Here is an 11,473-nt window from a genome sequence, read left to right on the forward strand (position 1 = left end):
GGATAGTGGACGCACCTGTACCGGTCTCACAGTTCTTCGGGGGTCTTCGTGTCGCTGCTTTCCACCGGGTCGTCCACCGAGAGGTCTTCCACCGACCAGTCCGATCTCCAGGAGATCGCCCGCCTGGCGGCCCTGCAGGACTACCGGCTTCCCTACGGCGACACCGCCGGCCCCTCGGGCGGTCGGCCCGACTACGAGACGCCGCCGGAACTGCTCAACCTCGTGAAGCTCGCCGTGCGGGTGAGTGGCATGGAGGCCGGCGCCATCAACATCATCACGGCGGACCAGCAGCACCAGATCGCGGCCGTCGGCGTGGACGCCGCCGTCTGCTCGCGCAACGACTCGATGTGTTCCAAGGTCTTCACGAGCGGGGCGATCACCGCCCTCGCGGACGCCTCCCTCGACCGGCGGTTCGCGGACAACCCCTTCGTCAACGGCGGCCTCGCTCACGTGCGCTCCTATGCGTCCGTCCCGCTCGTCACGGGGCACGGTGCAGCCCTCGGCACGCTCTGCGTGTTCTCGCCCACGGTGCGGACGATCGACGCCGAGCAGCGGGAGGGGCTCGAGATCCTGGCACGGCAGGTCGTGGAGGTCCTCGAGCTGCAGTTCAAGACGCGTCAGCTCGTCGAGGCCCTCGAGGTGGTGCGGCGCAGCAACGAGGACCTGGCCGGGTTCGCGGCCCGCGTGAGCCATGATCTCCGGAACCCGCTGACCGCGATCCTCGGCTACGCCGAGCTGAGCGAGCAGGACGACGACGTCGCCGGCGGACCGGCGGCCCGCTACTTCGGCATCATCAGGGGCAGTGCCAACCGCATGCTCTCCACCGTGGAGGAGGTCCTGGAGTTCTCCCGCATCGGCGGGAGGATCAGCCGCCGGACGGTCCGCCTGAACACTCTGATGAGCGCCGTCCTGCAGGACGTCCTGCCGCTCAGCAGCGCCTGCGATGCCGTGGTGACGGTGCAGGACGCCGAGCTGAGCGTCGACGAGGCGCAGGTCACCGCGCTGCTGCAGAACCTCGTGGCGAACGGCATCAAGTACGCGACGCCCGGCTGCCCGCCGCGCATCGAGGTGATCGCGAGCGCCGGTCCGACGCAACTGCTGCACGTCATCGACCACGGCAAAGGCATCGACCCGGCGGACCGGCAGCGGGTCCTGGAGCCCCTGGTACGGCTGCACCGGGACGGCGATCCGGCCGGGAGCGGGATCGGCCTGGCGACGTGCGCGCGGATCGCGGCAGCGCACGGAGGGTCGATCAGCCTCACGGAGACGCCCGGCGGCGGGATCACGGCCACCGTGGACCTCGGCCCGGCCTGACCGGCGTCCCGGCCCGGCTAGAGTCGCTGCTCCTGCAGTTCCTGGCCATGCTCCGCGTGGGCGAGCGGCAGGCGGAACGCGAAGGTGGAGCCCTCGCCGAGGACGCTGCGGCAGGTGATGGTGCCACCGTGACGTTCCACGATCGCCTTGGAGAGCGCGAGCCCGAGGCCCACCCCGGGGATCGCCGCGTTGCGGGCACCCGCGGTGCGGAAGAACTTGGAGAACACACCCCTCTGCTCCTCGGCGGTCATGCCGCTGCCCTCATCGCTGACGGTGCACTCCACCTGGCCCCCGACCTCGCGGGCGCGGACGGTCACCCGCCCTCCGGCCGGCGAGTACTTGATCGCGTTCGAGAGCAGGTTGTCCACCACCTGGGTGATCCTCGAGGCATCACACAGGGCGACGAGCCCCGGATCGGTGAGGTCCTCGAACGCCACCAGCGGGTTCGTATTGCCCTCCTCGGCCGTGGCCACGCGCCGGCCGACGAGGTCGGAGAAGTCCGTGGGCACCGGCTGGATCTCGGGAGACCCCTCCGCGGCGGACAGGAGGTCCACCACGAGCTTGTGCAGCCGTTCGGAGTTCCGGGACACCACCTCGAGGCCGGAGGCCACCTCCGGGTCGAGATCCGGTGTCCCCAGCAGCAGTTCGAGGTAGCCGCGGATCGCGGTCAGCGGGGTCCTCAGCTCGTGCGAGACGGTCGCCACGAACTCGTCCCTCGCGTTCAGGGCGGTGACGAGCTCCGTGACGTCGTTGAACGTCACCACGGAACCCTCCCGGTCCCCCGCCTGGTTGGTCATCAGCCGGGACGACGCCGAGAGCACCCGCTGGCCGGGCCGTTCGCCCCACCACAGCAGGTAGTCGGAGAACACCTGGCCCTCCGCCGCCCGCCGCGTGGGCCGCCGGACCGCCGGCAGGTCCGTCTCGCCGTCCTGCTGGAAGATGCGGAGGGTAGCCTCGTCGGCATCCCCTGCCCCGCCGGCGAGCGCACGGAAGTGCTCGAGCTTACGATTCGCGAGGACCGTCCGCCCGGCCTCGTCGACGGCGGTCACCCCGATGTCCACGCTGTTGACCACGGTGTCCAGCAGCCGTTCGCGGCGTGCGCTCTCCTCGAGCAGTCCCCGCAGGGCGCGGTCCTTCTCCTCGACGACGGCCTGCTGGGCCATCATGCTCGCCGTCATCACGCGGATGGTCACCCCGATTGCGAGCATGATGAAGGGCAGGAGGAAGGACTGCGTCAGCGACTGCGAGGTCACCGCGACATCCGTGACGAAGACCGGCACCCACACGACGGCCAGCGAAGCGAGGAAACTCGCGGCCAGCAGGGCCCGCGGGTACAGGCCGGAAGCGGCGAGCCAGATGACGGGGAACACCGTGAGGAGTCCGACGCCGGTGATGATCGTGCTTGCCCCGTAGCGCATGAACCCGATCGGCACGAAGTCCAGCAGCGGGATCACGAGGAAGCTCGCGTGCGGGAGCCGGTCCCAGGGGACGAGCACGCACAGGGCCAGCAGCACGGCCTGCAGCCACAGGCCGATCAGGAAGGACGGGCTGGCGAAGAGCTCCTGGTGGAACGCCAGACCGAAGGCGACGATCAGCAGGACGGTGAGCGACAGGGGCAGCTGGCTGAGGGTCACCCGCGAGCGCAGCGTGAGCTCGTGGAACTGCCGTGTGTCGAGGGTGAGATAGGAGAGCACTCTGTCCATCAGCTCGCCGCGCCCCCTATGTGTTCGTCGGATTCGTTCGTCGGAACGGGGCGATACTCGGCCCGCCAGCCACACACTAACGCGGCCGCCCCGCGATTCCTGGTACCGAAAGTCGATGGTGCCCTCAAGATCGCCTCAAGTTCGCCGCAACAACCCAGCGATCGGGGCGGCGCGGGGTGTGGCGTCCTGAACGCCGTGATCCGTAGCGTTTAATGAGCAACATGACTGTCGCCCCGGAGATCCGCCGTGCCCTCGTCGTCGAGGACGACGGCGACATCCGCGGTCTGCTCGTCCAGATCCTGAAGCGCGAGGGCTTCGAGGTGACCGAGGCCTCGACCGCACGCGAAGGGCTCCAGAAGGCACGCGCGGGCGCCGATCTCATCACCCTGGACCTCAACCTCCCCGACGGTGACGGCGTGGAGATCTGCCGGGAGGTCCGCACCTTCTCCGACGCCTACATCCTCATGATCACGGCCCGCACCGACGAGATCGAGCGCCTCACGGGCCTCGAGACGGGCGCGGACGAGTACATCAGCAAGCCCTTCAGTCCCCGGGAACTCGTGGCGCGCATCAACTCCCTGTTCCGGCGCCAGAGCCACCGGGCCGCCGTCGACGTCGCGAACGCGGACGAGCGGCAGCGCGCCGCGGAGGTGCAGCAGAACCTGCTGCCCCGCCAGAAGCTCACCCTCGACGGGTTCGACCTGGCCGGGCGCTTCCGGCCGTCGAGGAGCGTGGGCGGCGACTTCTACGACTGGTATCCCACACCGGACGGCCTGCACTTCACCGTCGCCGACGCCATGGGCAAGGGCATGGGTGCCGCGCTGGTCGCGGCGACCGTCCGCGCGACCATGCGCTCCGTGGCGTCCCAGCCGGGCCTGGAGACGGCGTTCGCGACGGCGGCGCGGTCCACGGAGGCGGACCTCGACCACACCAGCTCCTTCGTCACGCTGTTCCACGGCCGCCTCGATGGCGCCAGCGGCGTCGTCGGATACGTCGACGCCGGACACGGCCTCGCGCTGCACGTCGCGGCGGACGGCAGCGTGGCCCGCCTGCCCTCCGCGGGCCCGCCCGTCGGCGCCTGGCCGGACCAGACCTGGCGTGCGGCCTCCCTGCGCCTCGCGCCCGGTGACTCGCTCGCGATCGTGAGCGACGGCCTGCTCGACATCTACGAGACGGTCGACCGGTTCACGGAGGCGGTCGCGGACGTGGTCTCCACGGCGGCGAGCGCCGAGGAGGCCTGCGCGGTGCTGCTGGACCTGGCGGACGTGCCTGAGGTCGCCGACGACGTCACGGTGGTCATCCTGCGCCACGCGCGCGGCTGACACCGGCCGGGCCGACCCCTGCGGCAGGTCCGGGGCACCACTGCAGGACACAGGGTTTCAGGACAGGACGACGGAAGAGGAACGATGGAATTCACGGTCCAGGACAAAGGGCACTACACCGAGGTCGCGGCGAACGGGCGACTCAACATGGTCGCGGCGCCGTCGCTGCGCAAGGTCGTCGACGAGGTGGTGAGCGGCGGCGGGAAGCGGATCGTCGTGAACCTGGCGGACACCAGCTTCATGGACTCCTCGGGCCTCGGCGCGCTGATCGGCTGCCTGAAGCTGGCCCGGCAGTCCGGCGGCGACCTGCGGATCGCCGCGGTGCAGCCGCAGGTCACCATGGTGCTCGAGCTCACCAGCATGCACCGCGTGCTCACGCCCCACGCGTCGGCGGACGACGCCTTCCGCAATGACTGACATCCTGGCACGGCGCACCCTCGAGGAGCCCGCCGCGGAGCAGGCCATCGAGGACCTGCACCTCCTCCTCGAACAGTTGTGGCTGGATGCCGCCTTCGTGCCGGAGCCCGACCGCATGGCCTTCACCACGGCGGTGATCGAGGCCGCGAGCAACGTCGTCCAGCACGGTATCCCCGCGGAGGGCGCCACGCTCCTCCTCGGCGTCGAGCTCACCGTCGCCGTCGCGCGGCTGCGCGCCGTCATCAGCGAGATCGGCGCCGCGCCGATGGATCCGGTGCCCGATCTCACCGGTCCCACTGGCCCTGCCGCCCTCGACGACGACGCGCTGTTGGAGGACTACGACGAGTCCGGGCGCGGGCTCTCGATGATCCGCGCGCTCGTCACCACCGTCACGGTCGAGCGCGAGGGCGACACCAACATCTGGGTCCTCTCCCGGGACTCCGGCCGGAACTGACCCCGCCGGCCCTGTGACGGGCCTGGACCGGCCCAGGCCGGTGCCCGTCAGGGGAGGGCCGGCCGGCCCAGGAACGCGGTGATATCCGCGAAGACCGCCCGTGACTCCGGGAGGCGGGGAAACGCCGGGAACACGTGGAAGCCGCCCGGGTAGACCTCCAGGTCCACGGCGGCACCGGCCGCGACCGCACGGTCCCGGAAGACCACGGCGTCCGCCATGCAGACGTCGCGCGTGCCCTGGTAGATGCGGGTGCGCGGCAGGACCGCCAGCAGGTCCTCCGGCGCGCAGGCCGGACTGACCAGCGGCGTCCGGGGGTCGTCGCCGTCCGCCCACCACAGCCCCGCCTGCACCCCGCCGCCCACCGACAGCATCGGGTCGACGGCCTCGTAGGCGGGGATGGCGGGATTGGTCGCCGTGACGTCGAGCCAGGGCGAGAAGGCGACGACGCGCCCGGGGGAAGGAAGCCCTGCCTCCCGGAACGCCCACGTCTGCGCGACGGCGAGCGCGCCGCCCGCCGAGTCCCCCATCAGCGTGACGTCCTCGGGCTGCGCCGTCCTGAGGACGTCGCGGTACACGGACACCAGGTACGGGAAGGCCTCCCGGTAGCTGCTCTCCGGCGCCAGCCGGTACAGGGGCACGGTGACGGCGGCCCCGGTCCGCTTCGTCAGCTCGGCAATGATCCACCAGTGCGGCCGGGCCAGTTCGTTGATGTAGATCCCGCCGTGCGTGTAGACGATGTGCGAGCGCGTCGCGCCCCGCAGCGGGCGGATCGTCAGGGTCCTGAGGCCGTCGATCCGCTTCTCCTGGACGGTGTGGGTCCGCTTCAGCGTCCAGGGGATGGCGGCCGTCGCCGGATAGCTGCGGCCCGGGTACGTCGCGTTCACCCAGTCGGTGCCGTCCAGGTTCCGCTTCGTCGGCAGGAAGCCGATCAGCCGTGCCGCCAGGCGCATCGCGAGCGAACCGTGCTTCGCACTCGGCTCCGTCGTGTCCGTACCATCCGCGTCCGTGCTCGTCATGCGCCCAGCCTAGTGCCGGGCGCAGGGGCCCCGTCTGTCATGATGGATGGGCCCTTCCGCCGTCGCACCGGATCCCGAGGGCCCCCGCCGGAACGCCGAAGGATCAGATGGACACCGTTCTGCACGTCGCGCTCGGCGCCGATCTCCTCGGCGTGTTCTTCTTCGCCGTCTCCGGTTCCCTGCTGGCGGCCCGCAAGGGCTTCGACCTCGTGGGGTCGCTGCTGCTGGCGTCCCTCGCGTCCCTCGGCGGCGGGGTGGCCCGGGACCTCATCCTCAACGTCCCGCCCGCCGCCTTCACGAATCCCGTCTACCTGGTGCCTCCGCTGCTCGCGACCGTGCTGGTGTACTTCGTGTTCTCCCGCGTGGAACGCGGCATGCGCGTCCTCGTCGTCTTCGACGCCGGCGGCCTGGCCCTGTTCTGCATCACCGGCACCCTCAAGGCGCTCGACGCCGGACTGCACCCGGTCTCCGCCGCCCTCCTGGGCGTCACCACGGCCGTCGGCGGCGGCCTCCTGCGCGACGTCGTCGCGAACGAGGTCCCGCAGCTCTTCGACCCCCGCGACATCTACGCGCTGCCCGCCATGCTGGGCTCCGTCGTCGTCACCGTGCTCTACCTGACCGGGACCTTCACCCTCGTCACGGGGACCGTCGCCGCGTCCCTCGTGTTCTCCCTGCGGGTCCTCGCCTGGCGCTACGGGTGGCACGCGCCGCTCGCCGTACGGACCCCGGACGCACGGAGCCCCGGCGTCGGAGGCGGCCGCTAGGATGGGGGTATCCCCACCCCCACTCCTGGAGTACTTGTGACTGAGCTGTTTTCCGACAAATTCCGCGCCCTGGTGCCCTCGTACTTCGAGGACGAGTGGGTGGAGGAGGACGGCCTGTCCGACGACGAGCTGGCCGACATGCTCCAGGGCAAGGACTTCGACCTGCCCCTGGCCCTGCGGGACTTCTACCGGGCCGTCGGCGCCACCGAGGACATCATGGAGGCGTTCCACTTCTTCTGGGACCCCGACGAGCTGGAGATCGAGGACGGCTTCCTGCTGTTCCTCGAGGACGAGGACGAGCAGTACACCTGGGGTATGCGGGCGGACCAGTTGGACGTCCCCGACCCGATCGTATGGCGGCGCAACAACGTCCGCGGCGAATGGCAGAGCGAGGAGGGCACGTTCAGCGAATACGTGCTCGACCTGTTCGCGTGGGTCTTCGAGGAGGACGACGAGAGCTGATGCAGTTCGCCCACCACGCCCCGGAGGGGTACCGGTGTCCGTTCTGCGACCTCGCGCGCTCCGACTTCGGTAACCCGAAGAACCTGTGCCGCCCGGGCGACGTCATCTACGCCGACGACCTCGCGCTCGCGTTCATCGCCTCGCACGGCTTCGACCCGAACCCCGGCCATGTCCTGATCACCCCGCGGGACCACGTGGAACTGCTGTACGAGCTGCCCGACGACGCCGCGGCCCGCATCATGACGCTGACGCGTGACATCGCGATCGCCATCAAGCTGGCCTGGGAGCCCGACGGCATCTCCACCCGGCAGCACAACGAGCCCGCCGGCAGCCAGCACGTGTGGCACTACCACCAGCACGTCCTGCCGCGCTGGCACGACGACGGCTTCTACTTCACGCCGAAGCGGCCGATCGTGGACCCGGAGATCAGGGCGCGGAAGGCCGACGAGCTGAGGGCATTCCTTCCCCGCTAACTCCGCCGTCGTTCCCGTCGTGCGGGCTCCAGCCGCCATGTCCGGGACAGTGCGGGGTCGTGCACGGGTTCCAGCAGCCATGCCCGGGACGGTGCTGGGTCGTGCACGGGCTCCAGCCGCCGTGCCCGGGACGGTGCGGGGTCGTGCACCGGTTCCAGCCGCCGAAGGGAGTGTCGCGCGAGGACACGCCGCAGAATCGACGCTCCGCCGCTGAAGGCCGTGCACGAAGCCGCACCACCGGGCACGGCACCCGGGCGGGGCTAGACGTCCCGGCTGACGACGGCCTGCGCGAAGCTCGCGAGCGCCTGCTTGACGACGCCGTCCGGCAGGGGCGCGAGCGCCGCCACGGCCTCGTCCGCCCACTGCTGGGCCACGGCCCAGGCCTCCCGGGTCTGCGGGTGCTCGCGCACGGCGGCGACGGCGGCGGCGAGTGCCTCGTCGGAGGACAGGTCGCCGTCCAAGAGCGCGACGACGTCGGCCGCCGAGCGGTCACCCGCCGCCGCCGCACGGCGCAGCAGGATGACCGGCAGGGTGGGGACGCCCTCGCGGAGGTCGGTGCCGGGTGCCTTGCCCGACTTCACCTTGAGGCCGGTCACGTCGATGACGTCGTCGGCCAGCTGGAAGGCCACGCCGACCTTCTCGCCGTAGGCGACCATGACGTCGATGACCTCCCGCGGGGTGTCCGCGAAGAGGGCGCCGAGCTGCCCGGAGGCGGCCACGAGCGAGCCGGTCTTGTCTGCGATCACCGAGAGGTAGTGCTCGAGGGCGTCCTGCCCGTCACGGGGACCCACGGTCTCGTGGAGCTGGCCGAGGCAGAGACGTTCGAAGGTCCGGGCCTGGATGCCGAGGGCCTCGCCGCCCAGCTCGGAGACGAGGATCGACGCGCGGGCGAAGATGAGGTCCCCGGTCAGGATGGCGACGGAGTTGCCCCACACCTCGTGCGCGGTCGGGGCACCGCGGCGGTAGGGGGCGGAGTCCATGACGTCGTCGTGGTAGAGCGTGGCCAGGTGCGTCAGCTCGACGACGACGGCGGCCTGCACCACCTTGGCCCGCGTCGGGTTGCCGAGGTGCGAGGCGAGGATCGTCAGGAGCGGTCGGATGCGCTTGCCGCCGGCCTCCACGAGGTGCCGGCTCGTGGCGTCGGCCAGCGGATCCGAGCTGGCGATCGCGTTGCGCAGCTGCTTCTCCACCTCGGCCAGGCAGGACGAGACGGACGGGCCGAGCTCCGGGTCCTCGGCGATGAGGGCGAACCCGGGTGGCAGGCGCAGGGCGTCGCCCGGGGTGTCCGCCGTGTCCAGCGCGCTGTCGAGGCCCGCGCTGGCCCACCCGGAGTCGAAGGATTGTGTCACGGTCTAAGACTAACGAAGTGGGGCGGCGCTTTGCGCACGCAGGTGACCGGCCAGGGACGGCTGGTTGGAGGTGGGCGGCACCAGGGACTCGAGCAGGTGGATGACGCGGTCCTCGAAGCCCCGGCCACCGGCGTCCGTCAGGTTCGCGAGCATGCGCACCACGAACCGCATGAGGATGGGGACGGGCATGCCCGTGCGCAGGGCCAGGGACAGGATGGCCGGCTTGCCGATCAGCTGCGCGAAGACCCGGCCGAGCGTGAAGTGGCTGCCCCACTGCTCGCGGACGTAGGGCGCGTAGCCGGACATCACCTGGTCACGGCCGAGCGGCGAGGCCACTCCCTGCGCCCGTTCGATGAACTCCGCGGCGTAGCGGGCGGACTCCATCGCGTAGGAGATGCCCTCACCGTTGAACGGGGACACCATGCCGCCGGCGTCGCCGAGGAGCAGGAGCCCCGGGCTGTAGTGCGGGGTCCGGTTGAAGCCCATGGGCAGTGCCGCCCCGCGGATCTCCCCGACCATGTTCGACGGCGTGAAGCCCCACTCGGCGGGCATGCCCGCCGTCCAGTCGCGCAGCACCTGCTTGTAGTCGAGCCTCCCGAACTCGGCGGAGGAGTTGAGGATGCCGAGGCCCACGTTGGAGGTGCCGTCGCCGACGCCGAAGACCCAGCCGTAGCCGGGCAGGGGCTTGCCGGTGGAGTCCGGCAGTTCGAGCCAGCCCTCCATCCAGTCGTCGTTCGTGCGGGGGCTCGTGAAGTAGGTGCGGACGGCGACGCCGAGCGGGCGGTCGTCGCGCTTCTGCATGCCGAGGCTGACGGCGGTCCGGGTCGAGTTGCCGTCGGCGGCGAGGACGACGTCGGTCGTGAAGGTGCGGGTCTCGCCCGTCTTGCGGCCGTCGGCGTCGAGCAGGTTCACCGTGACGCCGGTGACGCGCCCCGCGTCGTCGCGGACGGCGGAGGACACGGAGTGGCCCTCGAGGATCGTGGCGCCGGCGGACCGGGCGTGCCGGGCCAGGGCCTCGTCGAAGCCGAGGCGCGTGCGGACCAGGCCGTAGTCGGGGAAGTCACTGAGCTCGGGCCAGGGCACCTCGACGGTGCGCTTGCCGGCGATCAGGCGGAGGCCGCGGTTGCGCCGCCACCCCTCGCTCTCGTCGTGCGGCAGGCCGAGCAGCTGCAGTTCCCGCGTGGCGCGGGGCGTCAGGCCGTCGCCACAGACCTTCTCCCGGGGGAAGTGCGTCTTCTCGAGGACGGTCACCTCGATCCCGGCGCGCGCGAGGTAGTAGGCGGCGGTGGAACCGGCGGGACCGGCCCCGACGATGATGACCGCCATCTAGTCGACCGCCGTCGTCAGCCGGCGCAGCCGCACCTGGCCCGGCAGGAGCGGCTCCTCGCCGGGCGCCACGGGCGCCTTCGTGGCACGATGCACGGCGACGATGCCGCCGTTGAGGTTCCGGTACGCGACGTCGCCCCAGCCGCTGTCGCGGATCCACGCGGCGAGCTCGTCCTGGTTCGGCCACGCCCGGATGGACTCCGCGAGGTACACGTAGGCGTCCGGGTTGGAGCTGACCTTGCGCGCGATCGCCGGGAGCGCTCGCATCAGGTACTCGGTGTAGGTGGTGCGCCAGAGCGCGACGGTGGGCTGGGAGAACTCCGCGATGACGAGGCGCCCGCCCGGACGGGTGACGCGCAGCATCTCGGCGAGCGCCTTCTGCGGCTCGTTCACGTTGCGCAGCCCGAAGGAGATGGTGCACGCGTCGAAGGAGTTGTCCGCGAAGGGGAGGTCGGTGGCGTCCCCCGCCACGAAGTCGATGTCCGGGCGGCGTCGCTTGCCCACCTTCAGCATGCCGAGGGAGAAATCGCAGGCGACGACGTCGATGCCCGCGTCCGCGTACGGTTCGCTCGACGTGCCCGTGCCGGCCGCGAGGTCCAGGACGCGCTGTCCCGGCTCCGCGCCGACGGCGTCCACCACGATGCGGCGCCACCGGCGGGTCTGCCCCATGGACAGGACGTCGTTGACGACGTCGTACTTGGGGGCCACGTCGTCGAACATGGCTGCTACTTCGTCAGGCCGCTTCTCCAGCGATGCGCGATTCACTCGCTCATTGTCTCAAAGAAACCTCGAGGACCCGACCGGCGTCCGCGCGACGTGCCCAACCTCACGGTCCCGCACGGATGCGCCGGGACGCCGCGGAGTACGCTTGAG

Annotated in this window: 12 protein-coding genes; 7 read left to right on the top strand and 5 right to left on the bottom strand. The window is 71.0% G+C overall.

Going from position 1 to position 11,473, the window contains the following annotated elements; all coding sequences use genetic code 11:
* Positions 1-48 precede the first annotated feature (48 nt).
* The gene (locus tag C4K88_RS09880; RefSeq protein WP_241521822.1) at positions 49-1,314 is read left to right on the top strand and encodes a sensor histidine kinase; all 1,266 of its coding nucleotides are present in this window, start codon (positions 49-51) and stop codon (positions 1,312-1,314) included.
* 17 nt (positions 1,315-1,331) lie between these two features.
* Here C4K88_RS09880 and C4K88_RS09885 read toward each other — a convergent pair whose 3' ends face one another.
* Positions 1,332-3,017: a sensor histidine kinase gene (locus tag C4K88_RS09885; protein ID WP_104121465.1), complete on the bottom strand. Its 1,686-nt coding sequence runs from the start codon at positions 3,015-3,017 to the stop codon at positions 1,332-1,334.
* 221 nt (positions 3,018-3,238) lie between these two features.
* On the opposite strand from C4K88_RS09885, the gene C4K88_RS09890 reads away from it, so the two are divergent.
* The 3 genes from C4K88_RS09890 (at position 3,239) to C4K88_RS09900 (ending at position 5,210) form a co-directional block, all read left to right on the top strand.
* Positions 3,239-4,339, top strand: a complete 1,101-nt coding sequence (locus tag C4K88_RS09890; RefSeq protein ID WP_104121466.1) for a PP2C family protein-serine/threonine phosphatase — start codon at positions 3,239-3,241, stop codon at positions 4,337-4,339.
* 84 nt (positions 4,340-4,423) lie between these two features.
* Complete coding sequence (locus C4K88_RS09895; RefSeq protein ID WP_104121467.1) at positions 4,424-4,756, top strand: STAS domain-containing protein; 333 nt, start codon at positions 4,424-4,426, stop codon at positions 4,754-4,756.
* Positions 4,749-5,210, top strand: coding sequence for an ATP-binding protein (locus C4K88_RS09900; RefSeq protein WP_104121468.1), 462 nt, complete (start codon positions 4,749-4,751; stop codon positions 5,208-5,210). The genes C4K88_RS09895 and C4K88_RS09900 overlap by 8 nt, the downstream gene beginning before the upstream one ends.
* Positions 5,211-5,257: 47 nt before the next feature.
* Here C4K88_RS09900 and C4K88_RS09905 read toward each other — a convergent pair whose 3' ends face one another.
* Positions 5,258-6,226: an alpha/beta hydrolase gene (locus C4K88_RS09905; RefSeq protein WP_104121469.1), complete on the bottom strand. Its 969-nt coding sequence runs from the start codon at positions 6,224-6,226 to the stop codon at positions 5,258-5,260.
* 107 nt (positions 6,227-6,333) lie between these two features.
* On the opposite strand from C4K88_RS09905, the gene C4K88_RS09910 reads away from it, so the two are divergent.
* From C4K88_RS09910 to C4K88_RS09920, 3 genes are read left to right on the top strand one after another with little or no spacing between them, the layout of a single operon-like run.
* The gene (locus C4K88_RS09910) at positions 6,334-6,990 is read left to right on the top strand and encodes a trimeric intracellular cation channel family protein (RefSeq protein ID WP_104121470.1); all 657 of its coding nucleotides are present in this window, start codon (positions 6,334-6,336) and stop codon (positions 6,988-6,990) included.
* Between the two features lie 36 nt (positions 6,991-7,026).
* Positions 7,027-7,452: a hypothetical protein gene (locus C4K88_RS09915; RefSeq protein ID WP_104121471.1), complete on the top strand. Its 426-nt coding sequence runs from the start codon at positions 7,027-7,029 to the stop codon at positions 7,450-7,452.
* Positions 7,452-7,925 carry an HIT family protein gene (locus tag C4K88_RS09920; RefSeq protein WP_104121472.1) on the top strand — a complete coding sequence of 158 codons (474 nt, stop codon included), beginning with the start codon at positions 7,452-7,454 and terminating at the stop codon, positions 7,923-7,925. Before C4K88_RS09915 ends, C4K88_RS09920 begins: the two co-directional genes overlap by 1 nt.
* Before the next feature lie 260 nt (positions 7,926-8,185).
* Here C4K88_RS09920 and C4K88_RS09925 read toward each other — a convergent pair whose 3' ends face one another.
* The 3 genes from C4K88_RS09925 to C4K88_RS09935 are packed head-to-tail and all read right to left on the bottom strand — an operon-like array spanning position 8,186 to position 11,365.
* Positions 8,186-9,274 (bottom strand): polyprenyl synthetase family protein, encoded by a 1,089-nt coding sequence (locus tag C4K88_RS09925; RefSeq protein ID WP_104121473.1) that lies wholly within the window; start codon positions 9,272-9,274, stop codon positions 8,186-8,188.
* A gap of 9 nt (positions 9,275-9,283) precedes the next feature.
* On the bottom strand, positions 9,284-10,600 hold the full coding sequence (locus C4K88_RS09930) for a geranylgeranyl reductase family protein (protein ID WP_104121474.1): 1,317 nt from the start codon (positions 10,598-10,600) through the stop codon (positions 9,284-9,286).
* Complete coding sequence (locus C4K88_RS09935; protein WP_104121475.1) at positions 10,601-11,365, bottom strand: demethylmenaquinone methyltransferase; 765 nt, start codon at positions 11,363-11,365, stop codon at positions 10,601-10,603.
* Positions 11,366-11,473 lie beyond the last annotated feature (108 nt).

This window comes from Arthrobacter pityocampae, assembly GCF_002927275.1.
Classification (GTDB): Bacteria; Actinomycetota; Actinomycetes; order Actinomycetales; family Micrococcaceae; genus Arthrobacter_D; species Arthrobacter_D pityocampae.

Coding starts and splice junctions, on each gene's coding strand:
- C4K88_RS09900 (WP_104121468.1), top strand. CDS start 4,749: ATGACTGACATCCTGGCACGGCGCACCCTCGAGGAGCCCGCCGCGGAG.
- C4K88_RS09905 (WP_104121469.1), bottom strand. CDS start 6,226: ATGACGAGCACGGACGCGGATGGTACGGACACGACGGAGCCGAGTGCG.
- C4K88_RS09910 (WP_104121470.1), top strand. CDS start 6,334: ATGGACACCGTTCTGCACGTCGCGCTCGGCGCCGATCTCCTCGGCGTG.
- C4K88_RS09920 (WP_104121472.1), top strand. CDS start 7,452: ATGCAGTTCGCCCACCACGCCCCGGAGGGGTACCGGTGTCCGTTCTGC.
- C4K88_RS09895 (WP_104121467.1), top strand. CDS start 4,424: ATGGAATTCACGGTCCAGGACAAAGGGCACTACACCGAGGTCGCGGCG.
- C4K88_RS09890 (WP_104121466.1), top strand. CDS start 3,239: ATGACTGTCGCCCCGGAGATCCGCCGTGCCCTCGTCGTCGAGGACGAC.
- C4K88_RS09930 (WP_104121474.1), bottom strand. CDS start 10,600: ATGGCGGTCATCATCGTCGGGGCCGGTCCCGCCGGTTCCACCGCCGCC.
- C4K88_RS09885 (WP_104121465.1), bottom strand. CDS start 3,017: ATGGACAGAGTGCTCTCCTATCTCACCCTCGACACACGGCAGTTCCAC.